We start from the raw sequence: 25,416 nt of genomic DNA, 5'->3' as shown, positions 1-25,416 counted from the left end.
TCGTGCCCGATCTCATCGGCAGCCCGGCCAATTCTGCAGAAACCTTGAGGGTCCGCGTCGGGACCTTCCTGTTCCTGGCCATTTCCATCTACTACTGGATCCCCTTTCATTCCTTCGTCGACCTGACCAAGGAAAGTCTGCTGGAACCGGGCGGCGACAATTCCAGCCGGCTGAACCAGATCGTGGCACTGCTGCTGTTTGCGGGCGCCTCCTGCTACGGTGTGCTGCATCCGATGCGGCGTGGGCTTATGCAGCCGCGGGTGCTGCTTGCGATCCTGCTTTTGTGGGTGCTCTTTGCCTGCCTGGTCTCCGCTCATCCGGCCAACGGCATCAAGGCGATCATCCTGACGACGATGGTTGCGGTCAACGCCAACGTCTATCTGCTGCTGCCGGCCAACGAGCGGCACTTCGCCAAGATGCTGGCGGTCTCGACGCTCGTCATGCTCGCGGTTGCCTATTACGGCGTCCTGTTCAAACCGCTTCTGTCCATTCACCAGGCCAACGAAGTGCTGGAGCCGATGCATGCAGGGCTGTGGCGCGGCCATTTCCGTCACAAGAACGAAGCGGCGGTCGCCATGGTGCTTGCCTCGTTTCTCGGCCTGTACGTCCTGCGCCGGTGGTCGAAGCTTGTCGGCCTGACCATCGTTAGTCTAGCCTTCTTCTTCCTCATCCATACGGGAGGAAAGACCTCGACGGCGATGTTGCCGGGCATTCTGCTTCTGGCGTGGCTCTTCGAACATGTGCGCTTGCTGCGCATCCCGATCGCGATCGGCGGCGTGGCCCTGTTCAACCTTTTCGCCGTCGGGTCGGCCGTCTTCCGACCGCTCGGCGAATTCGTCTCGTCGCTCGGCATCGACGCGACCTTCACGAACCGGGCCGATGTCTGGCGCTTCGCCTTTTCGGTGATCGCCGAACAGCCGTTTATCGGGCGAGGCTTCAAGGCCTTCTGGCAGACCGAGGAAGTGGTGTTCAGCGGCGGTGGCATCGAGACCTGGGCGGTTCGTGCGGCCCATGCGCACAATTCGTATCTCGAGACGCTTCTCGTCATCGGCATTCCGGGGTTGATCCTCACGCTGCTTTGGCTGGTGGTGCTCCCGCTCTATCATATCTCGCGCATTCCGCCGGCCCGGCAGCACAGCGACCTCACGCGGCTGTTCCTGCGGATCTGGCTCTATTCGATCTACAGCGCCAGCCTTGAGGCCTTCTTCTTCGATGGTCCGAATGTGCTGTGGTTTACCTTGCTTTTCGCGATTTGCGGTTTGCGCCTGCAGTCCTCGGCAGCGCTTGCAACCGAACCACGCCCGCTTGCACAAAGGATGGTGGCGCATGCCTAGTTTTTCACAGGCTCGGTCGAGGGTCGACGGCCTTGTCGACCGCGTCGCCAACCGGCTGATCTGGCGTCTCGCGTCGAAACCCCGTGACGTCATAACCGACGCGCCGCTCGTGTCCTTCACCTTCGACGACGTGCCGGACACAGCACTTCACAATGGCGCCGCTATTCTCGAACGTCACGGCGTGCGCGGCACGTTCTACATCGCCGGGGGGCTTGCGGGGCGCGTCGAAACGGATCGCACCCTGATCTCGCCCGAGGGCTGCGCGGATCTCGCCCACCGGGGTCACGAGGTCGGCTGCCACACCTATTCCCATAGCAAGATCAGGCGTTTGGGCGGAAGTGGGCTTGCCCGGGATCTCGACCGCAATGCCGCCTATCTCAGGCAAAGCGGCGTCGGCCCGGCCGCGACCAACTTTGCCTTTCCCTACAACGCCGCCTGGCCGCCGGCGCGCCGGGAGTTGGCGCGCCGCTACCGCACCTGCCGCGCGGCCGGCGAGGGCATCAACCGCACGGCCGTCGATCCGCTGATGCTGAAGGCCGTCGAGATCCGGCAGCCGGAGACGGACGCGCAGGCGCTCACGGGCTGGATCGAAGATGTCGTCGATCGGCCTGGCTGGCTCGTGTTTTTCACCCACGACATCGCCCCGCGCCCGACGCCCTATGGCTGCACGCCCGAGACCTTCGAGAACCTGGTTCGCTACGCGGTTGAGAAGGGCTGTGTCGTGTTGCCGGTCGAGCAGGCGCTCGACAGGCTCGGCTGGTAGGAGGACGCATGTCGCGGCAGGGAAACGGCGGCAACAGGCTGCTCGCCATCAACAATTACTTCTATCGCCGTGGCGGCGCGGAGGCGGTCTTTTTCGACCACATGAAGATGTTCTCGGACATCGGCTGGGACGTGGTGCCCTTCGCCATGCAGCACGAGGATAACGAAGCCTCTCCATGGTCCGAGTATTTCGTCTCCGAGATCGAGTATGGTCGGCGTACCAACCTCCTGCGTAAGGTGGTGCAGGCGGCGAGCGTCATCTACTCGCGCGAAGCGCAGAAGAACGTCAGCCGGCTGATCGAGCGCGCTCGGCCCTCCGTCGCCCATGCGCACAACGTCTACCATCATCTTTCGCCCGCGATCTTCTCGACGCTGAAGGCGGCCGGCATTCCGGTCGTCATGACCGCCCACGATCTGAAGCTCGCATGTCCCTCCTACAAGATGCTGCGTGACGGTGCCGTCTGCGAGGACTGTCGCGGCGGGCATATTTACAACGTCTTGCGTCATCGCTGCATCAAGGGGGAGACGACGCTGAGCGCGGTCGTGCTCGCTGAAACCGTGGTCCACCGTGCGCTCGGTCTCTACCGCAACAAGGTGGACCGCATCGTCGTGCCGAGCAAATTCTATGTCGAGAAGCTGGTCGAGTGGGGCTGGCCGCGCGAACAGATGGTCCATATCCCGAACTTCGTCGATGTCGACGTCTATTCGGCCGACTGGGTCGAGGGCGACTATTTCGTCTTTGCCGGACGCCTGGCCCCGGAGAAGGGGTTGGCGACGCTGATCCGCGCGGCGGCCACATCAGGCCAACGGCTGGTGATCGCCGGAACCGGCCCCGAGGAAGCGATGCTGCGCCAGTTGGTTGCGCAAACCGGCGCCGACGTGACCTTTGCCGGCTATCTCTCAGGCCAGTCCCTGCATCGTCTGATCGGAGAATCCCGGGCGCTGGTTCTGCCTTCCGAATGGTACGAGAACGCGCCGATCAGCGTGCTTGAAGCCTATGCTTTGGGGCGACCGGTAATCGGCGCCTCGATCGGCGGCATTCCTGAAATGATCCGCGAGGGTGAGACGGGCATGACCGCGATTTCGGGCGACGCCGATGATCTCGCCCGCGTGCTCTCGACGATGGCCGGTCTGCCAGTTGCCGAACGCGCTGCGATGGGTGCTTCGGGCCGACACTGGATCGCCAGTGAGTTCTCCGCGGCCGCCTATCGTGAAAGAACGGTCGACCTCTACTCCAGGCTGGGAGCGGTCTGATCTCGTCCGGCATTAACGTTACGATACAATTTGTAGTAACCTGGGCTCGCCCTATGGTTTTCGGTCATTTATATAAGGGGTGAATGAAATATCTTGGCGATGATTAAGTATATCGCCCTAGTAAACGGAACGGGCAACCTTCGAGGCGACACATGAGCAGAAAGCCTGATGTTTCGCGAAGTCATCGCCAGCAACAGCCGGTGATTGCGCAGGAGATGGTGCAGACCGGACTGTCGGACGGAGCCGGCCGGTTGCCTCGGCATAGCGCCGCGCTCGCAGGCCGGCAGCATGGCCACCCCGTTCAGAGCGGCGCGCTGGCCGCGCGCGGCGAGCGCAAACGCGTGATGATGCTGGGCTTGCGCGGCATCCCCAACGTTCAGGGCGGCGTCGAGAAACACGTCGAAATGCTGGCGAGCAAGCTGCTCGGATACGGCTGGGACGTCGAGGTGGTCGGACGTCGTCGCTATCTGGAGGATCGCAACGCCTACGCCTGGAACGGCGTCGACGTCGTCCCTCTCTGGGCACCGCGCCGGATGGCGTTGGAAGCCATTGTACATACCTTCCTCGGTGTCTGGCTCGCCGCCTGGCGGCGCCCGGATGTCCTGCACATTCATGCCATCGGCCCCGCGCTGATGACGCCGCTTGCGCGCATGCTTGGGCTCAAGGTCGTGGTGACCCACCATGGCTACGACTATGACCGGCAGAAATGGGGCGGTTTCGCCAGGCGCACGCTGAAGCTCGGAGAGCGCCTCGGCATGCGGTTCTCGAACGGACGCGTGGCGATCTCGAAGGACATCGCCGAGACGATGCATGCCCGGCACCATGTCTCCATGACGCTGGTCCCGAACGGCGTCCAGGTCACTCCGCCGACCGGCGAGGCCGGCATTCTCGCGGAGTTCGGCCTGGAACGGCGGCGCTATATCCTGCTCGCTGCCCGGCTGGTTCCGGAAAAGCGACAGCTTGATCTCATCCGCGCTTTTGCCAAGTGCGACTTGGCCGATATGAAGCTCGTTATTGCCGGCGGCGCTGAATTCGAAACGCCCTACGTCAAGGAGGTGAGGGCGCTTGCGTGCGACGTGCCCGGCGTCGTGCTCACAGGTTTTCAGACAGGCGACAGACTGGCGGAACTCTTCGACAATGCCGCCCTTTTCGTTCTGCCGTCCAGCCACGAAGGCATGCCGATTGCGCTGCTTGAGGCGATGGCCTACGGGCTGCCGGTCCTCGCAAGCGATATCGTCGCCAATCAGGAGATGGAACTGGCGCCCGACGAGTATTTCCCGTTGGGCGACATCGACGCGTTGGCGTCCGGTATCGTGGAAAAACTCGCAGCCCCGCTCAGCGACGAGGAGGTGCGCGAGCGTGCGGCGCACGCGGAAGCCGCCTATAGCTGGACAAATGTGGCACAAAGGACCGCGGCGGTGTATAGCGCGTTGCTGGCGAAATAGCCGGACGTTCGCGTCCACCGTGTCGCCGGCCGGAGCTTGCCCCGTGCGTTCACCGCGCACCGCTCTCCTCAAAAATGCGGCCGCGCCCCCGCAACGCGATGAACGCGCAGGCGCCGTCGCCGATCGTTCGATGATTGCCGTGCCTCGCACGCCTCCTGGAAGACAAGCCGACAATGACTATCAAACGCGCCGCCAGCCTCTTCGCATGGATCCTCTTTGCCGTGATCGCCTATTCGACGATGTCGCCGCTCGACCTGCGGCCCCGCATCGGGCACCTGGTCCATCTCGAACGGTTCGGTGCCTTCGGCCTGCTGGGCCTGCTTTTCGCGATCGCCTATCCGAGGCGGCTGGGGCTCGTGCTGGTTCTGGTCTTTGCGACGGCCATCGGCTTCGAGCTGCTGCAGATGGTTTCGGCCGATCGCCACGCACGCGTGACGGATGTGATGGTCAAGCTTCTTGGCGGCGCCTGCGGCGTCTTTGGCGGCTGGTTCCTTCATCGCTTTCGCTTGCCGCTGCTGCGACTGCTGGGGCGGTAAACCAAAACGCAAAATATCGCCGCTAAGATCGGCGGCAACCGGAGCAGGTCTGCGCTCCGTCGAGACTGGGGGATCGCGTGGCAGTATCCGTCATCATCAAGACGCTGAACGAAGAAAAGCGCATCGCCGCGACCATTGAAAGCGCGCTGAAGGCGCTCGAAACCGTTGGCGGCGAGGTCATCGTCGCCGACAGCGGCTCCAGGGACAGGACGGTGGAGATCGCCTCGCGCTATCCGGTCGTGATCGCACAGATCAGCCCGCCGGCACTTCCGAGCTGCGGCATCGGCCCGCAACTCGGCTTCCAATACTCGCGCCACGCGCATATCTGCCTGCTCGACGGCGACATGTTGCTGGACGACGATTTTCTCGAAGTGGCGGAAGCGTTCCTCGCCGACGACCCCGATGTGGCTGGTGTCACCGGCCATGTCCAGGAGATGCTGACCTCAAACCTCGAATTCTCCCGCCGGGTCACACGCAATTCACCAGAAAACCGGATCGGCGCGATCGACCGCATGAATGGCGGCGGCCTCTATCGCCGGGCGGCGATCGAGGCGGTCGGTTACCTCTCGGACCGTAATCTGCACGGTTATGAGGAGTTCGACCTCGGCATCCGGCTCAGAAGTGCCGGCTTTAAGCTGCATCGCCTCGACCGACGCTTCGTCCAGCATTTCGGCCACACCGACAATTCCTATCGCCTGCTCGTACGCCGCTGGAAGAGCAAGTATCTGTTCGGCATCGGAGAACTGCTGCGCGCCTCGCTCGGCCAGCCCTATTTCCTCCAGCTCATCAGAGAGCTGCCGGAGCTCAAGCTTTGGGCGCTGGTCTATCTCTGGTGGGCGGCGTCGCTTGCGATCCTGCTCTTCGTGCCCGACAAACTCCTTGCGCTCGGCATCGTTCTTGCGATCCTTGCCGGCGTGGTGGGACTGATGAGCCTGCGCAAAGGCGGTTTCAGCATGGGGCTTTATACCGTCGTCGCCTGGTTCTTCCATGCAGCGGCGCTGCCGGTCGGCTTCGTCCGGGCGCGCCGAAAGCCTGACGCGCCGATCGAAAGCAAGCTGCTCGGGGCCCCGGCATGATGCGGCGGCCATTGCTGGCAGCCGCGGCAGCGCTTGCTGCTGTCTGCTCGCCGGCGCAGGCATCGGACCAGTGGCTTGCCGTGCGGGAAATTTCCCTCGAGTTCGAGGCTGGCAGCCCTCTCGATTTTTCGTCTTTCCTGCCGAACGGCACGATCGATGCGGATCACCGCCTGGTCGCCGGTGCCGGCGGGCGGCTTGCCTTCGCGAAGTCGCCGGACAAGCCGGAGCGCATGCTCTGCGCATCGCTTGCCTGGAGCCCAGCCTCCGGCGGGTTTCCGGATCACGAAACGGCTGACCGCTACGCCCGGCAGCTGGCGATGCGCGGCTACAATCTCGCCCGGCTGCATTTCGTTGATGGCAGCCTGATGTTCGGCCGGGACCGGGATTTCGATTTCGACCCCGAGACGCTCGACCGTATCCACTACCTGCTGGCGGTGCTGAAGAAGAACGGCATCTACTGGATGATGGATGGCCTGTCGTCGCTGCGCGGCGTTTATGGCGGTTTTGACGATCGCTGGGACGATGGCGGAAACCTCAAGCTCGAGCTGTTTGTCGACGAGCGGGCGTCCGACCACTGGAAGCGCATGCAGGAGACGATCCTCGGGCGCGTGAACCCCTACACGGGCGTGGCGCCAATCCGCGACGATGCGCTCGCGGTCGTCATTCTCGCCAACGAGAACGGCATGGAGTTCGACACCGTCGTGCACGATCGGCCGGGCAAGCCGCCCTATGATCCGCAGCTTGCCAAGCCGTTCAACGTGTGGCTCGCCAAACGCTACGGATCGACCGAGGCGCTTGCCAAGGCGTGGCCTGACCTCCGCCCGGACGAGACGATCGAGGCGAGATCCGTGGCGCTGCCGGCGGACCGCTACATCCCTGCTCCGCGGCTGCGCGACCTGCAGGCCTTCTTCACCGAGACGGAAGAGGCCACGACCGCGCGCATGAGCGAGGTGCTCCGCAGGCTCGGCTACCGCGGCTTGATCAGCAACTACAACAACTGGCCGACGGTGCAGGCGTCGCTCAGCCGCCGCGGCCTCGAAGCCGTAACCATGAATACATATCACGACTGGGTCAGCGGCTACGCCCCGGGAAGCAAGACGACGCAGGTCAGCTCGATCGCCGACGGTGTTAATTATATCCGCATGATCGCGGCAACGCGCTGGCTCGACCGGCCGTTCCTCGTCAGCGAATATGATCATCTGTTCTGGAACCGCTACCGCTACGAGGCCGGGCTGGCGATGCCGGCCTATGCGGCGCTGCAAGGCTGGGACGCGCTTTGCCGACATGGCCATGGCCCGATCGTTCTTTCCTATGGCGAGCCGTTCCCGCACAAGAAGGCGATGCTGCCTTATGCCATCGCGCTCGATCCCGTCGCGCGCGCCGGCGAGACGCTGTCGGCGCTTCTCTACCGGCGCGGCGACGTGGCGACCTCAGCCGTCACCGTCCCGTTTGCGGTACGTGGCGAGGAGGATCTTTCCGACGACATGCAGGCCCGCGAACCGGAACGCCTGACGGACCTGGCGTTGGTCGGGCGGATCGGTCTTGAAGACGTGAACCGGCTCGGCGATGTGCCTGCGGTGAAGCAACCGCGCCAGCAAGACAGCGAAGGGATACTCGGCAGCCTGCGCCAAAGCGGCGCGCTTTCTGATGAAAACGGTACCAGCATCGATACCGGCATTTACCAGAGCAGCACCGGCGAGATCCTGTTGAATCGCTTTGCCGGACAATTGCGCGTCGTCACCGACAATACGGAGGCATCCGCCTTCTCGACGCTGCGAGAGCCGATCGATCTCGGCCTGCTCAGGGTTGAGCGGGCCGATGGCAATGGGCTCGTTGCGCTCTCGGCGCTCGATGCGGATGGAGGGCTCGCAAGGGGCCGGCGCCTACTGCTGATCTTTGCGACGGATGCACAAAACACCGGCATGGCGTTTCGCGACACCGAGGAGAAGGTGATCGAGGACTTTGGGCGGCTGCCGGTTCGGCTGCGTGAAGGCTATGTCGATCTGACGTTGGCGCGAACCGCAAAGAACTGGAGCGTTTCGCCCGTGGGCCTCGACGGCAAGGTGCATGCGCCGGTAGCGCAAGGCACGGGCGACGTCGCCTTCCGGCTCTCCAACAATGGGCCCTTCGGCCCAACCACCTATTTCCTCCTCGAATTGCGGTAAGGAGTGGCGCGGCACATCGCTGGATCAATGAATGGCCACGATGTCAGTCTATGCTCCGCCCCTTTCACGTACAGGAGGTTGAGATGAGAATATCGGAAGCCATGCATCCCGGCGCTCGCTGGATCTCTCCCGAAACCGATCTGAAGACAATCGCGCGTATCATGCGCGACGAGGACATCGGTGCGCTGCCGGTCGGCGAAAACGACCGCCTGATCGGCATGGTCACGGACCGCGACATTGCCTTGCGCGCCTTTGCCAACGGGCGGGACCCGGCGTCGATGACGGCGCGGGACGTGATGACGAGGGATATCGTCTATTGCCGCACGGACGAGACGATCGAACATGCCGTTCATCTGATGGAGGCCAAGCAGGTGCGGCGTCTGCCGGTGATCGACCAGGACAAGCGCATGGTCGGTATGCTGTCGCTGGGGGACGTCTCCCATGCGGGCAGCCAGCAATTGTCGGGCGAACTCGCCAGAGCCGTCACGGCCCACCACGTCTAAGGTCGGGCTCTACAGGGTGCGGCGCCTTTAAGAGGGCGCCGCAAGCCGTTTCGTTTGGGGCCATCAGAACCGGTAGCTGATACCGGTGCCGATCAGCCACGGATCGAGCTTGACCTTGCCGCTGACAGCACCGGCGCCGGGCAGGGTGGCGTTGACCTCCGGTTCCAGGAACAGCTTCTTCACGTCGAAGTTCAGGCCCCAGTGGTCGTCGAGCTTGATGTCGACGCCCGCCTGCAGCGCCACGCCAAAGGTGTTCTTCAGGTTGAAGCTGGAGAAATCGCCGCGGGGCTTCTCGTTGTAGAACATCGTGTAGTTCACGCCTGCGCCGACATAGGGCTTGATCTCGTCGGTGACGTTGAAGTGGTACTGTAGCGTGAGCGTCGGTGGCAGCAGCCAGGCCTTGCCGATCTCGCCGAGGCCGGCGATCGAGCCGCTGCCGCGTGCCGTGTGTGGCGTCGTGCCGAGGATCAGTTCGGCGGCGATGTTGTCGGTGAAGAAATAGGTGATGTCGAGTTCCGGCACCACGGAATTGCTGACGCCGACCTTTTCGCCGTCGAGCGCGCTGCCGTTGAGATAGAGCGTGCCCTTGTCGTCAGGCAGGACAGCCAGTGCGCGGCCGCGGATCATCCACGGGCCTGGCTCGCTTGCGAGAGGCATTTCCGGTGCCGCGACCGCGCCCGACTCGGAGAGATCTGCCGCCGTCGCGAGCGCGAGCGGCGCCGCAAGGGCGGCGAAAAGGACGGCAGATGGCAGAATGGCGCGAGTAGGCATGATTTTCCGGACCCCCAGAAGAAGTTGAACATCGCCGGTCAGGGCGTTGGCGGCAGGGATTCTGCGGCCGACGGCACTATGCTCAACAGGGCGTCTCAGCGGTTGTCTTGGATCAATGCGCGCGCGAATCACCAAGCCCTTGGGGATAAAGGTGGATTCGGCTGAAGATGCGATATCCGCGCCAATCCCCTGTCAGGCGGGCATGCGCGGAATGCTGGCAAGAAGACGCTGTGTGTATGGGTGCTTCGGGGCGGCCAAAATGTCGCGGGTCTTGCCGCTTTCGACCACCTTGCCGCGCTCCAGAATGACCATCTCCTCGCAGAGGGCCGCGACGACGCCGAGATCGTGCGAGACGAAAACCAGCGTCAGCTTCTCGGCGAGTGTCTTGAACAGCTCGACGATGCGGATGCGGGTGGAAAGGTCGAGCGCGCTGACCGCCTCGTCGGCGAGTACGATCTGCGGTCGCGCGACGATGGCGCGGGCAATGGCAATGCGCTGGCGCTGGCCGCCGGAAAACTCGTGCGGGTAGCGGTGGAGTGCATCGGCAGGAAGCCCGACCGCTTCGAGCGCCGCGGTGACCGCCTGCGTCCGGTCACCCGGGATCCGCAGCGACCGCAGCGGCTCGCCGATAATGTCGATCACTCGCTGGCGCGGGTCGAGAGAGGAATAGGGGTCCTGGAAAACCGGCTGCACGGCACGACGATAGCGCTGCATGAAGGCGCCGCTGCCGGTGTCGAGGATCTCCTCGCCGAAGCGAATGCTACCGCTCGTCGGGCGAATGAGCCCGAGCATCAGTCGAAGCAGCGTCGTCTTGCCCGATCCGGATTCGCCGACGAGACCGACGCTCACTCCCGGTCGCACCGATATCGAGACGTTGTCGAGGGTGGTCTGCTGGCGGGAATAGCCGAAGCTGACGTTTTGAAGATCGAGCATCATGATCCGGTTGCTCCCAGCGCCTCGTCGAAGAGACGGGCGGCCTCGACCAGCGTCCTGGTATAGTCGTGCTGCGGCTTGCCGAAGACCGAGCCGACCAGTCCCTCCTCGACAGCGATACCGTTCTTCAGCACGAGGACGCGCTCCACCACCTGGGCAACCACGGGCAGGTCGTGGCTGATGAACAGAAGCGCCATGCCGGTCTCGCGCACCAGCTGGTCCAGCAGCTTCAGGATCTCCGCCTGCGTCGTGACGTCGAGCGCGGTCGTCGGCTCGTCGGCAATCAGGAGCTTCGGGCGGCAGGCGAGCGCCATGGCGATGGCGACGCGCTGGCGCTGGCCGCCGGACACTTCGTGTGGGTAGGAATTGATGATGCGGTCGGGCTGCGGCAACGCCACCTTGTCGATGAGGTTGCGGACTTCGCGTTGGACCGCCTCCTTCGTTGCCTTGCCGCCGTCCCGTTCCAGACGCCGGCGAACGGGCTCGGCGATCTGTCGGCCAATCTTCATCAGCGGATCGAGCGCGGTCAGCGGCTCTTGGAAGACGACCGCTGCGGCCACGCCGCGCAGCCGGTTCATCACCCGATCTGTGGCGCCGACCACCTGTTGCCCGTCGAGCGTGATCGAGCCGGCGACAGTGATCGACGGCGGCAGCAGGCCGGTCGCTGCCATTGCCGTCATCGATTTGCCGGAACCGGACTCACCGATCAGGCCGATGCGTTCGCCGGGCCGGATTGAGAGGGAAAGGTCAGAGACCAGCGGCTTGTCGCCGGCGCGGATGTCGAGACCCTTGATGTCGAGAAGCGGCGTCATCGCGATCTCCCCCGTGTCGGATCGGCGATATCGCGCAGGCCGTCGGCTAGGAGGTTCATGCCGATGACGAGTGCAACGAGGGCGATGCCCGGCGCGATCGCGCCGATCGGCGCCGTATAGACGGTCCCTTGCGCTTCCTGCAGCAGCCGTCCCCAGGAGGCGTTCGGCGGCGGCGCACCGAGCCCGAGATAGGAGAGCGACGCCTCGGCGATAACGGCCAGGCCGAACTGCAGGGCGAAGTTGACCGAGAGCGTCGGCCAGATGTTGGGAAGCACATGGCGGAAGACGACACCGGCCCAGGAGGTTCCCGATGTGCGCGAGGCGACGATGTAATCCTGCCGCAGCACCCGCTTGGCAAGGATGCGGGTCAGCCGCGCGACGATCGCCGAGATGGCAAGCCCGAGTGCCAGGATCGCCGACCAGAGACTGGCGCTGTCGCTTGCCGCCACCACGAGCATGGCAAGCAGCAGGGTCGGAAAGGCGATCAGGATATCGAGCGTCGCGGCCATCACGTCGTCGGCAAGGCGCGTGGCGAAGGCTGCGAGAACGCCGAGGCTGACGCCGATCGCAGCCCCGATCACAACCGCACCCGTGCCGACCAGCAGCGCTGTGCGGGCGCCGATCATCAGCTGGGTAAGCAGGTCGCGGCCCAAGCGGTCAGTGCCGAGCCAGTGCAAAAGCGACGGCGCTTCCAGTCGTCCGCCTGAGGCGTTCAATGGATCATAGGGCGTCCAGAAGAGCGTCAGTACCGCAACGGCGACGTTGAGGCCGACGAGCGCAAGGCCGACGGTAAGCGCCAGCGAGCGCCGGCGCTTCGGCGCAGAAACGGATGTACCGATCGAGGTCATGCGTTGCCTCCGACGGCCCGTTCGCGCAGGCGTGGATCGATCAGCCGTTGGGTGAGGTCGGCGGCAAAGCCGATCAGCAGCACCAGCAGGGTGGAGATGAACAGCACGCCCTGAACGTTCGGATAGTCGCGCTGCTCGATCGCCAGCAGCAGCATCGAGCCAAGGCCTGGCAGCGCGAAGACGCGCTCGACGACGACCGCGCCGAGCAAGGTCGTCGCAAGCTCGATGCCGAGGATGGAAACGATCGGCACGGCGCCATTGCGGATGCCGTGGCGAATGAGCGCTTCGGGGAAGCTGGCGCCGAGGGCGCGCGCCGTTCGCAAGTAATCGCTACCGAGAACGTCCTGCGTCGCCGAGCGCACATAGCGCAGCAGTGACGCGCCCATGACGAGCCCGATCGTCATGACGGGCAGGGCGAGCGCATAGAGCACCTGCCCCTCATTCTGCCAGCCGCGGCGGGGAAAGCCGCCCGAAGGGAACAGCCGGAAGGTGACGGCGAACAGCGTGACCAGCAGAATGCCGACCCAGAAGACGGGGATGGCGATGCCGAGCTGCGAAACTGTCGAGATCAGTCCGCCATACCAGCGATCGGCCTTGACGGCTGAGAGGATGCCGAGCGGAACGGCGATCAGGATAGCGAGCACAAAACCCATCAGCGCCAACGGCACGGTGACCGTCAACCGCGCGGCGATCTCCTCGATCACCGGCTTGCCGCTGACGAAGGACGTGCCGAGATCGAAGCGGGCGAGGCTGCCGGCAAAGCGCAGGAACTGCTGCCAGAGCGGCAGGTTCGAGCCGACCTGTTCGCGCGCCTTCTCGATCTGCACGGCATCGGCGCCGACGGAGAGAAGCGCATTGGCGGGGTCGCCGGGCAACAGGCGCAACAGCACGAACAGCACCACCGCTGCGATCAGCAGGGACAGAAGCAGAATGGCAAAGCGGCGGACGAGATAGGTGAGAATGGCTGCATTCCTTTCTTCTCACGGGATCCGTGATCAGAGAGCTGGCTTTTGCACCAAAAAGAAGAGGGAGGCTAGAGCGTCTCTCGTCTTTGGGAGTGCCTGTGGAAGGCCTGAGAGGTGCTCGGACGAATTGGCGCGAAACGCAATCAGCCCCCGGAACGGATCCAGGGGCTGTCGTTTACGCATCCGGCGCGGATGCGCGCCGGATGGCCATGCCGCTTACTGCTCGCTCTTCTTGATGCCGAAGGCGAAGAACTGCGAGTTCAGGCCGTTCACGGGATAACCGGTGACGGCCGAGCTCGAGACGACGATCTGCGGGTAGAGGTAGAGCCAGTTGCTGGCGGCATCCTCGGCGATGATCGTGTTGGCTTCCTTGAGCTTGGCGGTCTGCTCGTCGGTGTTGGCCGCTGCCTCCGACGCTTTGATCAGGTCGACGACTTTGGGATTGTTGTAGCCCCAGTAGAAGTCCGGATTGCCGTAGAAGACGATGTCGCGGTGATTGACGTGCTCCTGCAAAGTCGCCTGGAAGTCATGCGCCTTGTAGACCTTCGTGTACCACTCGTTGGCGGTGATCACGTTGATCTCGACCTTGATGTTGACCTTGGCGAGTTCGCTCTGGATGAACTGGGCGACGATCGGATGAGGGTCGTAGTTCGGCGTGTCGAGCTTGAAGGTGAAGCCATCGGCAAAGCCCGCTTCCTTCAGCAGCGCCTTGGCGCTCTCGACGTCATAGGCATCGACGGCGGTGAGGTCCACGTACCAGGGGTCCGTCGGCGGAACGAAGGAGCCGATCAGCGTGCCGTATTCGCCCCAGATCGACGTCAGCAGCTTCTTGTCGTCGATGGCGCGGGCGATCGCTTTGCGGACCTTGACGTTGTCGAAGGGGGCGACGCGGTCGTTGAAGGCGAGCAGTTCCTTGGTCGTCGACTGGCCGGCGGTGACGGTGAAGTCAGGATTGTCCTTGAACTGGGCGATCGAGTCCGGGCTCTGGACGCTGGTGATGATGTCGACGGCGCCGGTCAGGAGCGCATTGTTGAGCGCGGTCGCGTCGGTGAAGTACTGGAAGACGACTTCGCCATTGGTCGGCGCGGTCCCCCAGTATTTGTCGTTGCGGATCAGGGCCAGCGACGAGCCGCGGCGCCATTCGTCGAGGCGGTAGGGGCCTGTGCCATCTTCGCTGGCGTTCAGGTCCTTGGCCGCATCGTTGACGATCCAGACATAGCTCAGATTGTAGGGCAGCGAGATCGAGCGGGCAGACAGCTTGACGACCACCGTCTGGTCATCGGGCGCCTCGATGGCGCTGATGGTTGCAAGGCTCTTCTTGCGCGAGCTCTTGGATTGCTCTGCCGTCACGCGTTCGATGCTGTACTTGACGTCTGTCGCCGTCAGCGGATCGCCGGAGTGGAAGGTGACGCCGGGGCGAAGCTTGAAAGTGTAGGTGAGGCCATCGTCGCTGACGCTCTGCTCGGCCACGAGACCCGGCTGAACGTCGCCGGCATCGGTCAGCGTGAACAGCGCTTCATAGACATTGCCGTTGAAGGCTTCGTTGATGCCCTGGCCGGCGCCGGCGGTGTTGTCGAGGTTCTGCGGCTCATAGAGCGAGCCGATGGTGATCGAGGCGTTGGGATCGAATTTCGCGTCCTCGGCAAGAACGGCCGTGCTCGACGAAAGAGCCAGCGCCAGCGTGGTGGCTGCCAAGGTTGCGCCGCGCGCCCGGCGGGTTTGCCCCGCGGTCTTGCCAAAGCCGATGATAGTGCCAGTCATGTCCCAAACTCCTGCTTATGCCTGTTGTGCGGATCGCACCGCCGCCCGAATTCTAGCCATCGGACGATTGCCGTGCATCATACTTATTCCCTAGTAATTTAGTGGGAAAATTGATTTCTTTTGTCAGGCGAAGTTGAAATTTGTACCCGCGATTGCGGCGGTTGGGCAGATGCGTGTTTCGCTTTTCATCGCTCGGTGTCGGCGGAGATATATCAGGCAGACTTTGGACGGCCCGTTGGCGCTTGAGGAATTGACGTGAACTCCTTCCGCTGATTGTGAACGCCAGGCGCCAAGCGGAAATCGATTGTCGTTCGCAAATCTTTTCCCTCGAAAATTGCAAAATGCAACGAGTCGACAAAAGGATTCGACAGTCGGGAGATTCTGATATATCGGCTGATTAATCGTTTAATCACGCGATGGCGGAAACCACTGATTTGGCGCGTTCCGGACCAAAACTGACGAGGATTGCCAGAACGCTGGGCGTCTCCGCGGCGACGGTTTCAAACGCGCTCTCGGGCAAGGGGCGCGTCTCCGCCGAGATGGTGGAAAAGATCCGCGCGACCGCTGCCGAGCTCGGCTATGTGCCGAGCCAGGCGGGTAGGGCGCTGCGCACCGGCCGCACCGGTGTTCTCGGCCTCGTGCTTCCCGATATCGCCAATCCGCTCTTCCCGCAGATCGCCCAGGCAATCGAGCTTGCGGCTTCGTCCTCGGGCTATGGCGTGCTGATCGCCGACTCGCGCGGCGACGTCTCGACCCAGACCAAGGCGATCGAGCGCCTGATCGATCGCGACGTTGATGGCCTCGTGATCGTGCCGCGGCGCGGCACGCGCATTGCCGATGTCGGCTGTCCGGTCGCTGTCATCGATACGCCCTCGACGCCGGGCAACACGGTCGCCGCCGACCATTGGGGTGGCGGCCGGCAGATTGGCGAACACCTTAAGGCTCTCGGCCACCGCCGCGTGATGATCATCGGCAACAATCCCGCCTCGAACGTGCAGAACGACCGCGCCGGCGGTATTCGCTCGGTCTTCGGCGAGGGCACCCATACCGATACGCTCTGGATCGAGCCGTTGGAAAAGGCGGCCGGCAAGGGCTGTCCGCTCGGCCTCGCCGACAAGGTGGCGGAAGGCTACACGGCCTTTGCTTGCATCTCCGATCTCCATGCGCTGAGGGCGCTCACCGAGCTGCAGCGCGCCGGCATCAACGTGCCGGAAAAGGCGAGTGTCACCGGGTTCGACGACCTGATCTGGTCGCCGGTCATCACGCCGGCGCTGACGACCGCGCGCATGGACATGACCAAGATCGCGGCGATCGCCGTCGCAGCCCTGGTCAAGGCGATCAGCGAGCGCGACCCGTCCGATCCGGCGATCGGCGCACCGGTTACGGCGGCGACCTGCAAGGTGCCGATGCATCTGGTCGTCCGGCAATCGGCCGCGGCACCGCCCGCGTCTCAACCCATTCTTACCACTGCCACCGCAGCTACATCCGTCACCGAAGGAGGACACCAGCCATGAAGAAGTTCTTGCTTGCCTCGAGCGCGCTCTTGCTCGTTACCGCCCCTGCCGCATCCGCTCAGGAAAAGACGCTCACCATTTCCGTCTACGGCTTTGCCCAGGACGCATTCAAGGAACTGGTCTACACCCCGTTCGAACAGAAGTGCGGCTGCAAGCTCGTCGTCGAAACCGGCAACAGCGTCGAGCGCCTCGCCAAGATGGAAGCCAACAAGGCGAGCCCGGTCGTCGACATGGCCGTCGTCTCGATGGCCGACGCGCTTTCGGCCACCCGCGCCGATCTCATCGAAAAGATCGACACCTCGAAGCTCCAGAACTTCAACAAGCTCTACGACCTTGCCAAGGATCCGAACGGCGACGGCATGAGCGTCGGCTACACCTTCTATGCCACCTCGATCGTCTATCGCTCGGACAAGATGGAAGTGAACTCCTGGGCCGATCTCCTGAGCGACAAGAACGCCAGCCACGTCGCCTTCCCGAACGTCACCACCAACCAAGGCCCGCCGGCGCTCTACATGGTCGGCGAAGCCATCGGCAAGAACACGCCTGACCTCAAGGAAGCGATCGCCGCCGTCGGCGCCAAGAAGGACGATATCGTCACCTTCTACGTCAAGTCCTCCCAGCTCGTTCAGCTGATGCAGCAGGAAGAAATCTGGGCCGCTCCGATCGGTCGCTTCTCCTGGGAAGGTTTCACCAAGCTCGGCCTGCCGATCAAGTGGGCAACGCCCAAGGAAGGCCAGACCGGCGGCATGAACGTCATGGTGCTGACCAAGGGCAGCAAGAACCAGGATCTGGCGCTTGAGTTCATGGACTTCTGGCTCTCGACCGAAATCCAGACCGCACTTGCCGAAAAGCTGGTCGACAGCCCGGCCAACAAGGACGTGAAGGTTTCGCCCGAGATCGCCGAAAACCTCACCTACGGCGAAGAGACCGTGAAGAACCTGAAGCTGATCCCGTCGGCCGTTGCCCTCGACAACCGCGAAGCGTGGCTGTCGGAGTGGAACGCCCAGGTCGGCCAGTAAGACCAAGCCATTGCGACCTCCACCGGCGGATCGTGATCGCCGGTGGAGACCTGATGCGACGAGCGCGATGAGACGCGCCCAGGAATGCCTTGAAAGGAAGAAGGATGTTCCAGAACCGCGCCGAAGCCCTGGCGCTCGCTCTGCCCGCAGCGGTCTTTGCGGCGATCGTCTTTCTGGCGCCAGTGGTGATCCTGCTGGCGGAAGGCTTTCGCAGCGCCGACAGCTGGTCGCTGTCGGCCTATACGACCTTCTTTTCCGATCCGCTGAACCGCACCGTCTTCCTACGCACCTTCCGGCTCGGCCTGATGGTTACCGTCGTTTCGGCGGTCATCGGCTATGCCGCCGCCTTTGCGATCGTCAATCTGACGCCGCGCAGCAAGGGACAGATGATCGGCCTTGTCGTGCTGCCGCTGATGATCTCGTCGGTTGCCCGCACCTATGCCTGGATCGTCATTCTCGGCCGCACCGGCATCGTCAACCAGGCGCTCCAGTTTGTCGGCCTCTCGGATGAGCCGATCCGCTTCCTGTTTACCGAGACCGCCGTGTTCATCGGTCTCTTGCAGCTTTTCCTGCCGCTGATGATCCTGTCCTTGATCAGCGCGCTCGAAAACATGCCGAAGGATGCGATCCCGGCTGCCCGCGTACTCGGCGCCAACTGGTTCCAGGTGTTTTTCAAGGTGATCCTGCCGCTCACCAAGGAGGGCCTTGTTATTGGTGGTACCCTGGTCTTCACCGGCTCGCTGACGGCTTACATCACACCGGCGATCCTCGGCGGCTCCAAGGTGCTGATGCTCGAAACGCTGCTCTATCAGCGCGTCACCGTCGCCAACGATTTCGTCGCGGCCAGCGTCATCGCCTTCATCCTGATCGTCATGAGCTTTGCCGCCAATCTTCTTTTGAAACGGCTTGCCACCGCGAGGAACAAGCGATGACACCCCGCGTCTTTTCACCCCTCGTCCTCTTCCTGGTGATCGGCTTCCTGATCGGGCCGTTCTTCATCATCGTCGCCGCGTCGCTCTCCGGCGGCGAGACGCTGGCCTTCCCGCCGCAGGGCTTCTCGCTCAAGTGGGTCGCCAAGGTGTTCACGGTCGAGAGCTTCCAGGAAAGTTTCGCGATCTCGATGCTGCTGGCGATCGGCGGAACGGCGGCCGCTCTCGTGCTCGGCGTTCCCGCCTCCTACGCCCTGTCGCGCTACAAGCTGCCGTTTGGCGAAACCATCCGCACGATCGTGTCGCTGCCAATCATCGTGCCCGGTATCATCGTCGGCCTGGCGCTCTTGCGTTACATCGTTGTGCCCTTTGGCCTCAACATCACGCTGACGCTGTTTCTCGCCCACACCGCGCTGGTTCTGCCCTATGCGGTACGGGTCGTCTCGGCGAGCCTCAACAACCTGCGCTCCGATATCGAGGAGGCGGCTGTGCTGCTCGGCTCCTCGCGCGCCGGCGCCTTCTTCCGCGTGGTGATGCCGAACATCCGCAGCGGCATCCTCGCCGCCTTCATCCTGGGCTTCGTCACGAGCTTCAACCAGGTGCCGGTATCGCTCTTCCTCTCCGGCCCGGGCGTGCGCACGCTGCCGATCGACATGCTCTCCTACATGGAGATCACTTACGATCCGTCGGTCGCCGCCCTCTCCGCGCTGCTCGCCTTCATGTCCATCGGCATCGTCTTTCTTGCCGAACGCTTCCTGGGATTCTCTCGCTATGTCTGACGCCCCCTTCCTCAGCCTTGAAAAACTGACGCTCGCCTATGGCGATACCGTTGCGGTGAAGGACCTCGACCTTTCGATCCGCAAGGGCGAACTGGTGGCCTTCCTTGGGCCCTCCGGTTGCGGCAAGACGACGACGATGCGCTCGATCGCCGGCCTGCTGTCGCCCGCGTCCGGCGCGATCAAGCTCGATGGTGCCGACATCACCCGCGTGTCCGCCAACAAGCGCTCGGTCGGCCTGGTCTTCCAGTCCTATGCGCTGTTTCCGCACCTGACCGTGTTCGAAAACGTCGCCTTCGGCCTGCGGCTGAAGAAGCTGCCGGCCAACGAGATCGAGAGCAAGGTGACCGCCGGTCTCAAGTCGGTCGGGCTTTCGAAGTTTTCCGCCCGCAAGCCGGGCGAACTCTCCGGTGGCCAGCAGCAGCGTGTCGCGCTGGCGCGTTCCATGGTCATGGAGCCGAAGGTGCTGCTGCTCGACGAGCCGCTGTCGAACCTCGACGCTCGTCTGCGCCTCGAAATGCGCACGGAACTGCAGCGGGTGCAGACGGAAACCGGCGTCACGATGATCTTCGTCACCCACGACCAGGGCGAGGCCCTGTCGCTGGCGGACCGCATCGTCGTCATGCTGAACGGCGCGATCGAGCAGATCGGCACGCCCGAGGATATCTACAACCGCCCGATCTCGCGCTTCGTCGCCGACTTCGTCGGTTTCGAAAACATCTTTGCCGTCGAGGGCGGCAAGCTGAAGGCCGAGAACGGCCCGATCGATCTTTCCGGATCCCTGCCGCCTGACACGGCAGGGCTTGCGTGGCGTCCGCGCATGGTGACCCTTGGTTCAGGTCCTTTCCAAGGCACCGTGCGCGGAGCCTCTTTCTCCGGCAGCACGCGCGAGTACCTGCTCGATACGCCGCTCGGCGCCATCAAGGCGGAAGAGGATGCAGCACTTGCAGCCCGTGAAACCGGTTCTGCCATTGCCTTCGACCTGCCGGTCGAGAAGGCCGCACGCCTCAAGAAGTTCGGGTAAGGTCCGATGGGTGTCTGGATCGATACGGACATGGGGTTCGACGACATTGCCGCAGTGCTTGTCGTCCTTCATGCCGGTGAAGAGATCGACGGCGTTTCGCTGGTTTTCGGTAACACGCCGCTTGACCAGGTGAAGCGCAACGCTGCCGGCGCCGCGCGCGCTTTCGGCTGGGCTTTCCCCATCCATGAGGGGCGCGCCCTGCCGGTGCTCGGCAAGCTCGAAACTGCCGAACGCATCCTTGGCGAAGCCGGCATGCCGACAGCGGGATTGACGCTGCCGGAGGCCGACGCCTTGCCGGTAAGCGACGCCTTTGCGGCACTTTGCGCCTGGCTGGAGCAGGAGGGGCCGAAGCGGATTCTGGCGCTCGGGCCGCTCACCAATCTCGCTGCCCTTTGCCTTGCCCGTCCGGACTTGGCGAGCCGGATCACCGACCTCACCTGGATGGGGGGCGGCGTCACCAGCGGCAACCATACGGCATCTGCCGAATTCAACGCCTTCGCCGATCCGGAAGCGCTGGCGATCGTGATCGCTCATGGCCTGCCGCTGCGCATGGTCGATCTCGATCTCTGCCGCAAGGTCTTTGCCTACCCCGATGACGTCGCGCCGATCCGCTCGGCGGGTGGCGTCCATGCCGCCCTCATCGCCGATCTGCTTGCCGGCTTCATTTCGATCGGCACCAGTCGCGGCCGGCCGGGCATGGCGATCTACGACCCTTGCGCTGCCGTTGCCTTCGTCAATCCGGGCGCAATCTCGTTTCGCAAGGCGCGCATTGATGTCGAACTCGGAGGGACGCTGGCCCGCGGGCGCACCGTCGTCGAAACGCGCGAAAGCCACGCGATCTTCAATGCCGAATATGCCGTCGATGCCCATGTCGAGACGACCAGGGCTCAGATCCTGGGCGCTTTGATGAAGGAAGCGCAGAAGTGAGTTCCATAGAGCAGCCTCAGGACTTGATGGATGCGGCGCTCCGCAGCCGGGCAGTGGCGGCAGCGCGTGGTGCTGAACCGTTCGACGTTCTGATTTCGGGCGGTACGCTCGTCGACGTGGTGACGGGCGAGTTTCGCCCGGCCGATATCGGCCTTGTTGGATCGTTGATCGCAAGTGTCCACGAACCGGGCACGCGCTCCGATGCGGCAACCATGATCGATGCGACGGGCGCTTACGTTTCGCCCGGTCTGATCGACACCCATATGCACGTCGAAAGCTCGATGGTGACGCCGGCGACCTATGCCAATGCGGTGCTGCCGCGTGGCGTGACGACCGTCGTCTGGGATCCGCATGAGTTTGGTAATGTCAACGGTGTGGCCGGCGTGCGCTGGGCCGCAAACGCCAGTCGCGATCTGCCGCTGCGCACGGTGCTGCTGGCACCGTCGAGCGTGCCGTCAGCACCCGGCCTGGAGCTGGCCGGTGCCGATTTCGACGCTGATGTGATCGCCGACATTTTGAGCTGGCCGGAAATCGGCGGCATCGCCGAAATGATGAACATGCGCGGCGTCATCGACGGTGAGGCACGGATCACCGGGATCGTTCAGGCGGGGCTTGCCGCCGGCAAGCCGGTCAATGGCCATGCGCGCAGCCTTGCGGGCTCTGATCTGCAGGCCTTCGTGACCGCCGGCGTCAGCTCCGACCATGAGCTCGTTTCCGGCGACGATCTGCTGGCAAAACTCAGGGCAGGGCTTTCGATCGAACTGCGCGGCTCGCACGATCACCTGCTGCCGGAATTCGTCAAAACGATCAAGGCTCTGGGCCATCTTCCTCAGACGGTAACGCTCTGCACCGACGACGTTTTCCCGGACGATCTTGCCCATGCCGGCGGTCTCGACGACGTCGTTCGCCGGCTGGTGCGCTATGGCCTGCCCGCCGAATGGGCGCTTCGGGCAGCCACGCTGAACGGCGCGGTCCGCCAGGGCCGGCATGATCTTGGACTTGTGGCGCCAGGGCGTCGGGCGGACATCGTGATCTTCGAAGATCTCGCTGATTTCCGTGCGCGCACGGTCATCGTCGACGGCAAGTCGATTGCAGACGCCGGACGGATGATCGAGCCGCTCTGCGGCATCGCCGCCGAGACCCTGCACGGCACGATGAAGATCGCGCCGCTGTCGGAGAACGATTTCCGCATTCCAGCAGATGGCACGAAGGTCCGCGTCGCGACCATCGACCGGCCGCGTTTTACCCAATGGGGCGATGCCGTTGCCGCGGTCGAGGGCGGCTTCGTCGTTCCGCCCGAGGGGACGACTCTGATCGCCGTGGCGCATCGTCACGGGCGCGCCGACAGCCGACCGGCTGTGGGTCTGCTGTCGAGTTGGGGCGCCTGGCGCGGCGCCTTTGCAACCACGGTATCGCATGACAGCCACAACCTCACGGTTTTCGGCGGCAATGCGCAGGATATGGCGGTCGCCGCCAACGCGGTGATTGCTGCCGGTGGCGGCATGGCCGCTGTGTCCGGCGGCAAGGTCGATGCACTCCTGCCTCTGCCGCTCGCGGGGCTGGTCTCCGAGGAGCCGCTGGAAGAGGTGGCGGATAGCTTTGCCGCACTCCGCGAAGCAGTCGGCCGCATCGTCGATTGGCAGCCGCCTTACCTGGTCTTCAAGGCCTGCTTCGGCGCGACGCTCGCCTGCAATGCCGGACCGCACCAGACCGATCGCGGCATCGCCGACGTGGCGACGGGCAAGGTCATGGAAAGCCCGATCCTGGAGATCCTTGAAGCCTGACATTCAACGGCCGCCCAGGCAGGGCGGCCGTTGAAGTCCGACGTCATTTCCGTATGACAGCTTGCCTCGCCCTTCAAGCGCAGGTTCTAAATCCTTGAGATCGCACGCTCCCGCCTGCTTCTTCGCGATGCAAGCGTTACTCGGCGCGTGCCAGTTCCTGCTCCACGAGGGTCGACCAGAAGGTGGCGCCCGGACCGATCGCGTCGTCGTTGAAATCATAGGCAGTGTTGTGGTGCAGCGCGCCGTCGACGGCGGGGCCGTTGCCGAGCCAGACGTAACAGCCGGGCGCTTCCAGCCCGAAGAAGGCGAAATCGTCGCCGGCGGTCGACGGTGGAAATGACGTCCGGGTCTTCTTGCCGAACACCGCCTGAGCGGCGCTCAACGCCCGAGCAGTGGCATCGGCGTCGTTGACGACGGGCGGAATGCGGCGTTCGAATTCGTAGTCAACGGAAATCCCATACATCTCGGCGGTACCACGCGCGAGCCGGCCGATCTCCGTTTCGAGCTGATCGCGCACTTCAGGCGTATAGGCGCGGGCCGTGCCGCCGATTTCCACCGTATCGGGGATGACGTTGAGCGCCTTCGGGTCGCCGGCGCGCACGGAGCAGGCGCTGACGACGGCTGGCTGTAAGGGATCGACGACGCGGCCGACGATCGACTGCAGCGAGGCAAGGAAGGTGCCGGCGGCCGTCACCGGATCGCGGCCAAGATGCGGCTTGGCGCCATGGGTGCCGACGCCGCGAAAGGTGAGCCGCCAGCTATCCGAAGAGGCAAGCTGCGGACCCGTGACGACGGCTATCTCGTTCGGGTCAAGGCCCGGCATGTTGTGCAGGCCGTAAACCGCGTCGCAGGGGAAAAGTTCAAAGAGGCCGTCTTCGACCATGCGTTTCGCACCGCCACGCCCTTCCTCGGCAGGCTGGAAGATGAAGTGCACGGTGCCGGAGAAATTGCGGGTCTTAGCCAGATGGCGGGCAGCGCCGAGCAGCATTGTCGTGTGGCCGTCATGACCGCAGGCATGCATCTTTCCGGCCTCGCGGGATTTGTAGGGACGGTCGGCGATCTCCGGCATGGCGAGCGCGTCCATATCGGCGCGAAGGCCGATCGAGCGTGTGCCGTTGCCGACCTGCAGCGTGCCGACGACGCCGGTTTTTCCCAAGCCGCGGTGGACCTTTAGACCCGCTTCCTCAAGCCACTTGGCAACGAGATCGCTGGTGCGTACCTCCTCGAAGCCGAGTTCCGGATGGGCATGCAGGTCGCGACGGAAGTCGGTGAGGAAGGTGAGGTCGTCGGCTATTCCGTCTGGCAGGCGCATCGTCAGGCATTCCCATGTTTCATTGCGCGAAGGGCTTGTGAATTCCGCGTGCTTTGCTTGAGCCGCAGCGCCCTTTCGGTTTGATCGAAGTCGCAAACGGTATAGACGAAAACGGCCGGAACCAGAACAGCAAGCCGGCCTTTTTGATCGCCTTTCATTTCGGGCGAAAGCGCGCAGACGAGGACCGGACCGATGCAGCCCCACGACTTCTGGCAGGAAATCTACCCGCCGAAAAGTTTCGATATTCAGGCGGGTTATCGCGATTTCTTCCCGGCGTCCCTCGGTGATGGCAGGCAGATTCTCCTGCCGATCCGTCAACTCGCCGACGGCAAACATGCGCTGGCCTCGCTGATCGTCAATCAGGCGAGCTTTGCTGTTGAGGACGCACTGGCAACGGAACTTGCGGCGAAGCTCGCCCCCTATGAGCCCGAAGTCGTCGCCGGTCTGCCGACGCTCGGCCTCACGCTCGCTTCGGCCGTTGCCCGCAAGCTCGGCCACAGCCGCTACGTGCCACTCGGGACGTCCAAGAAGTTCTGGTATGTCGACGATCTCTCCGTGCCGCTCTCCTCGATCACCACGCCCGACCAGAAGAAGCGTCTCTACGTCGATCCGCGAATGTTGCCCTTGCTTGAGGGTAAGCGCGTGGCTCTGATCGATGACGTCATTTCCAGCGGCACGTCGATCCTTGCCGGGCTGACGCTGATGGAAGCCTGCGGCATCGAGCCGGTCGCGATCGGTGCGGCTATGCTGCAGACCGAGCGCTGGCGCCAGCCGCTTGCGGACCTCGCGCCCCACTGGCCCGAGCGCGTGGTCGGCGTTTTCCAGACACCGATGCTTACCCGCAACGGGGACGGCAGCTGGCGAAGGGCGTGATCTCGCGGCGGCTGTAAGCCTGTGGCCGGCGCGGATTTGTACCCTTCCGCGAATGAACTCCTTTGCCTCTTGAGACATGCGCGTTAGCCTCGT

23 protein-coding genes are annotated in these 25,416 nt (G+C 63.7%); 16 read left to right on the top strand and 7 right to left on the bottom strand.

Annotation, left to right across the window (positions count from 1 at the left end):
• Window positions 1-2: 2 nt before the first annotated feature.
• From BLU15_RS14110 to BLU15_RS14075, 8 genes are all read left to right on the top strand, one after another.
• Window positions 3-1,334, top strand: coding sequence for an O-antigen ligase family protein (locus tag BLU15_RS14110; protein WP_090295989.1), 1,332 nt, complete (start codon window positions 3-5; stop codon window positions 1,332-1,334).
• Window positions 1,327-2,097, top strand: coding sequence for a polysaccharide deacetylase family protein (locus BLU15_RS14105; RefSeq protein ID WP_090295987.1), 771 nt, complete (start codon window positions 1,327-1,329; stop codon window positions 2,095-2,097). The genes BLU15_RS14110 and BLU15_RS14105 overlap by 8 nt, the downstream gene beginning before the upstream one ends.
• Before the next feature lie 8 nt (window positions 2,098-2,105).
• The gene (locus BLU15_RS14100) at window positions 2,106-3,350 is read left to right on the top strand and encodes a glycosyltransferase family 4 protein (RefSeq protein ID WP_090295984.1); all 1,245 of its coding nucleotides are present in this window, start codon (window positions 2,106-2,108) and stop codon (window positions 3,348-3,350) included.
• Between the two features lie 344 nt (window positions 3,351-3,694).
• Window positions 3,695-4,795: a glycosyltransferase family 4 protein gene (locus BLU15_RS14095; RefSeq protein WP_244496965.1), complete on the top strand. Its 1,101-nt coding sequence runs from the start codon at window positions 3,695-3,697 to the stop codon at window positions 4,793-4,795.
• A gap of 173 nt (window positions 4,796-4,968) precedes the next feature.
• On the top strand, window positions 4,969-5,331 hold the full coding sequence (locus BLU15_RS14090; protein WP_034799228.1) for a VanZ family protein: 363 nt from the start codon (window positions 4,969-4,971) through the stop codon (window positions 5,329-5,331).
• Between the two features lie 77 nt (window positions 5,332-5,408).
• Window positions 5,409-6,407, top strand: coding sequence for a glycosyltransferase (locus tag BLU15_RS14085; protein ID WP_060521752.1), 999 nt, complete (start codon window positions 5,409-5,411; stop codon window positions 6,405-6,407).
• A complete protein-coding gene (locus BLU15_RS14080) occupies window positions 6,407-8,572 on the top strand; it encodes a hypothetical protein (protein ID WP_060521830.1) in 2,166 nt (721 codons plus the stop codon). The genes BLU15_RS14085 and BLU15_RS14080 overlap by 1 nt, the downstream gene beginning before the upstream one ends.
• Before the next feature lie 83 nt (window positions 8,573-8,655).
• Window positions 8,656-9,075: a CBS domain-containing protein gene (locus BLU15_RS14075; protein WP_034799235.1), complete on the top strand. Its 420-nt coding sequence runs from the start codon at window positions 8,656-8,658 to the stop codon at window positions 9,073-9,075.
• 63 nt (window positions 9,076-9,138) lie between these two features.
• Here BLU15_RS14075 and BLU15_RS14070 read toward each other — a convergent pair whose 3' ends face one another.
• The 6 genes from BLU15_RS14070 to BLU15_RS14045 all read right to left on the bottom strand — a co-directional run bounded on the left by BLU15_RS14070 (window position 9,139) and on the right by BLU15_RS14045 (window position 15,165).
• A complete protein-coding gene (locus BLU15_RS14070) occupies window positions 9,139-9,846 on the bottom strand; it encodes an OmpW/AlkL family protein (RefSeq protein ID WP_034799236.1) in 708 nt (235 codons plus the stop codon).
• A 192-nt stretch (window positions 9,847-10,038) separates the two neighbouring features.
• A complete protein-coding gene (locus tag BLU15_RS14065) occupies window positions 10,039-10,785 on the bottom strand; it encodes an ABC transporter ATP-binding protein (RefSeq protein WP_060521750.1) in 747 nt (248 codons plus the stop codon).
• Complete coding sequence (locus tag BLU15_RS14060; RefSeq protein WP_090295982.1) at window positions 10,779-11,591, bottom strand: ATP-binding cassette domain-containing protein; 813 nt, start codon at window positions 11,589-11,591, stop codon at window positions 10,779-10,781. Before BLU15_RS14060 ends, BLU15_RS14065 begins: the two co-directional genes overlap by 7 nt.
• Complete coding sequence (locus BLU15_RS14055) at window positions 11,588-12,439, bottom strand: ABC transporter permease (RefSeq protein ID WP_060521747.1); 852 nt, start codon at window positions 12,437-12,439, stop codon at window positions 11,588-11,590. Before BLU15_RS14055 ends, BLU15_RS14060 begins: the two co-directional genes overlap by 4 nt.
• A complete protein-coding gene (locus BLU15_RS14050; RefSeq protein ID WP_090295980.1) occupies window positions 12,436-13,401 on the bottom strand; it encodes an ABC transporter permease in 966 nt (321 codons plus the stop codon). Before BLU15_RS14050 ends, BLU15_RS14055 begins: the two co-directional genes overlap by 4 nt.
• Window positions 13,402-13,620: 219 nt before the next feature.
• Entirely contained in the window at window positions 13,621-15,165 is a 1,545-nt protein-coding gene (locus BLU15_RS14045) for an ABC transporter substrate-binding protein (RefSeq protein WP_090295978.1), read from the bottom strand.
• Between the two features lie 434 nt (window positions 15,166-15,599).
• Between BLU15_RS14045 and BLU15_RS14040 the strand changes: the two genes are divergently transcribed.
• The 7 genes from BLU15_RS14040 (at window position 15,600) to BLU15_RS14010 (ending at window position 23,138) form a co-directional block, all read left to right on the top strand.
• The gene (locus tag BLU15_RS14040) at window positions 15,600-16,679 is read left to right on the top strand and encodes a LacI family DNA-binding transcriptional regulator (protein ID WP_034799249.1); all 1,080 of its coding nucleotides are present in this window, start codon (window positions 15,600-15,602) and stop codon (window positions 16,677-16,679) included.
• Complete coding sequence (locus tag BLU15_RS14035) at window positions 16,676-17,698, top strand: ABC transporter substrate-binding protein (protein ID WP_034799250.1); 1,023 nt, start codon at window positions 16,676-16,678, stop codon at window positions 17,696-17,698. The genes BLU15_RS14040 and BLU15_RS14035 overlap by 4 nt, the downstream gene beginning before the upstream one ends.
• Before the next feature lie 104 nt (window positions 17,699-17,802).
• Window positions 17,803-18,630 carry an ABC transporter permease gene (locus BLU15_RS14030; RefSeq protein ID WP_034799251.1) on the top strand — a complete coding sequence of 276 codons (828 nt, stop codon included), beginning with the start codon at window positions 17,803-17,805 and terminating at the stop codon, window positions 18,628-18,630.
• Window positions 18,627-19,406 carry an ABC transporter permease gene (locus BLU15_RS14025; protein ID WP_058323510.1) on the top strand — a complete coding sequence of 260 codons (780 nt, stop codon included), beginning with the start codon at window positions 18,627-18,629 and terminating at the stop codon, window positions 19,404-19,406. Before BLU15_RS14030 ends, BLU15_RS14025 begins: the two co-directional genes overlap by 4 nt.
• A complete protein-coding gene (locus BLU15_RS14020; RefSeq protein ID WP_090295975.1) occupies window positions 19,399-20,427 on the top strand; it encodes an ABC transporter ATP-binding protein in 1,029 nt (342 codons plus the stop codon). Before BLU15_RS14025 ends, BLU15_RS14020 begins: the two co-directional genes overlap by 8 nt.
• A 6-nt stretch (window positions 20,428-20,433) precedes the next feature.
• Window positions 20,434-21,354: a nucleoside hydrolase gene (locus BLU15_RS14015; protein ID WP_034799255.1), complete on the top strand. Its 921-nt coding sequence runs from the start codon at window positions 20,434-20,436 to the stop codon at window positions 21,352-21,354.
• A 26-nt stretch (window positions 21,355-21,380) separates the two neighbouring features.
• Window positions 21,381-23,138, top strand: a complete 1,758-nt coding sequence (locus tag BLU15_RS14010) for an adenine deaminase (RefSeq protein WP_051659489.1) — start codon at window positions 21,381-21,383, stop codon at window positions 23,136-23,138.
• A gap of 136 nt (window positions 23,139-23,274) precedes the next feature.
• Here the strand turns inward: BLU15_RS14010 and BLU15_RS14005 are convergent, their stop codons facing one another.
• The gene (locus tag BLU15_RS14005; protein ID WP_034799257.1) at window positions 23,275-24,450 is read right to left on the bottom strand and encodes a M20 aminoacylase family protein; all 1,176 of its coding nucleotides are present in this window, start codon (window positions 24,448-24,450) and stop codon (window positions 23,275-23,277) included.
• A gap of 156 nt (window positions 24,451-24,606) precedes the next feature.
• Between BLU15_RS14005 and BLU15_RS14000 the strand changes: the two genes are divergently transcribed.
• Entirely contained in the window at window positions 24,607-25,323 is a 717-nt protein-coding gene (locus BLU15_RS14000; protein WP_256385293.1) for a phosphoribosyltransferase, read from the top strand.
• Window positions 25,324-25,416 lie beyond the last annotated feature (93 nt).

Source organism: Ensifer sp. YR511, from assembly GCF_900103045.1.
Lineage (GTDB): Bacteria > Pseudomonadota > Alphaproteobacteria > Rhizobiales > Rhizobiaceae > Ensifer > Ensifer adhaerens.
The sequence above is the reverse complement of the archived record's forward strand: the minus strand, read 5'-3'. Positions and strand labels throughout refer to the sequence as shown.

What these genes read in the sequence shown, in the direction of transcription:
- BLU15_RS14105 (WP_090295987.1), top strand. Translation starts at nt 1,327, where the DNA reads ATGCCTAGTTTTTCACAGGCTCGGTCGAGGGTCGACGGCCTTGTCGAC.
- BLU15_RS14100 (WP_090295984.1), top strand. Translation starts at nt 2,106, where the DNA reads ATGTCGCGGCAGGGAAACGGCGGCAACAGGCTGCTCGCCATCAACAAT.
- BLU15_RS14095 (WP_244496965.1), top strand. Translation starts at nt 3,695, where the DNA reads ATGATGCTGGGCTTGCGCGGCATCCCCAACGTTCAGGGCGGCGTCGAG.
- BLU15_RS14090 (WP_034799228.1), top strand. Translation starts at nt 4,969, where the DNA reads ATGACTATCAAACGCGCCGCCAGCCTCTTCGCATGGATCCTCTTTGCC.
- BLU15_RS14080 (WP_060521830.1), top strand. Translation starts at nt 6,407, where the DNA reads ATGCGGCGGCCATTGCTGGCAGCCGCGGCAGCGCTTGCTGCTGTCTGC.
- BLU15_RS14075 (WP_034799235.1), top strand. Translation starts at nt 8,656, where the DNA reads ATGAGAATATCGGAAGCCATGCATCCCGGCGCTCGCTGGATCTCTCCC.
- BLU15_RS14070 (WP_034799236.1), bottom strand. Translation starts at nt 9,846, where the DNA reads ATGCCTACTCGCGCCATTCTGCCATCTGCCGTCCTTTTCGCCGCCCTT.
- BLU15_RS14060 (WP_090295982.1), bottom strand. Translation starts at nt 11,591, where the DNA reads ATGACGCCGCTTCTCGACATCAAGGGTCTCGACATCCGCGCCGGCGAC.
- BLU15_RS14055 (WP_060521747.1), bottom strand. Translation starts at nt 12,439, where the DNA reads ATGACCTCGATCGGTACATCCGTTTCTGCGCCGAAGCGCCGGCGCTCG.
- BLU15_RS14045 (WP_090295978.1), bottom strand. Translation starts at nt 15,165, where the DNA reads ATGACTGGCACTATCATCGGCTTTGGCAAGACCGCGGGGCAAACCCGC.
- BLU15_RS14035 (WP_034799250.1), top strand. Translation starts at nt 16,676, where the DNA reads ATGAAGAAGTTCTTGCTTGCCTCGAGCGCGCTCTTGCTCGTTACCGCC.
- BLU15_RS14030 (WP_034799251.1), top strand. Translation starts at nt 17,803, where the DNA reads ATGTTCCAGAACCGCGCCGAAGCCCTGGCGCTCGCTCTGCCCGCAGCG.
- BLU15_RS14025 (WP_058323510.1), top strand. Translation starts at nt 18,627, where the DNA reads ATGACACCCCGCGTCTTTTCACCCCTCGTCCTCTTCCTGGTGATCGGC.
- BLU15_RS14020 (WP_090295975.1), top strand. Translation starts at nt 19,399, where the DNA reads ATGTCTGACGCCCCCTTCCTCAGCCTTGAAAAACTGACGCTCGCCTAT.
- BLU15_RS14015 (WP_034799255.1), top strand. Translation starts at nt 20,434, where the DNA reads ATGGGTGTCTGGATCGATACGGACATGGGGTTCGACGACATTGCCGCA.
- BLU15_RS14010 (WP_051659489.1), top strand. Translation starts at nt 21,381, where the DNA reads ATGGATGCGGCGCTCCGCAGCCGGGCAGTGGCGGCAGCGCGTGGTGCT.
- BLU15_RS14005 (WP_034799257.1), bottom strand. Translation starts at nt 24,450, where the DNA reads ATGCGCCTGCCAGACGGAATAGCCGACGACCTCACCTTCCTCACCGAC.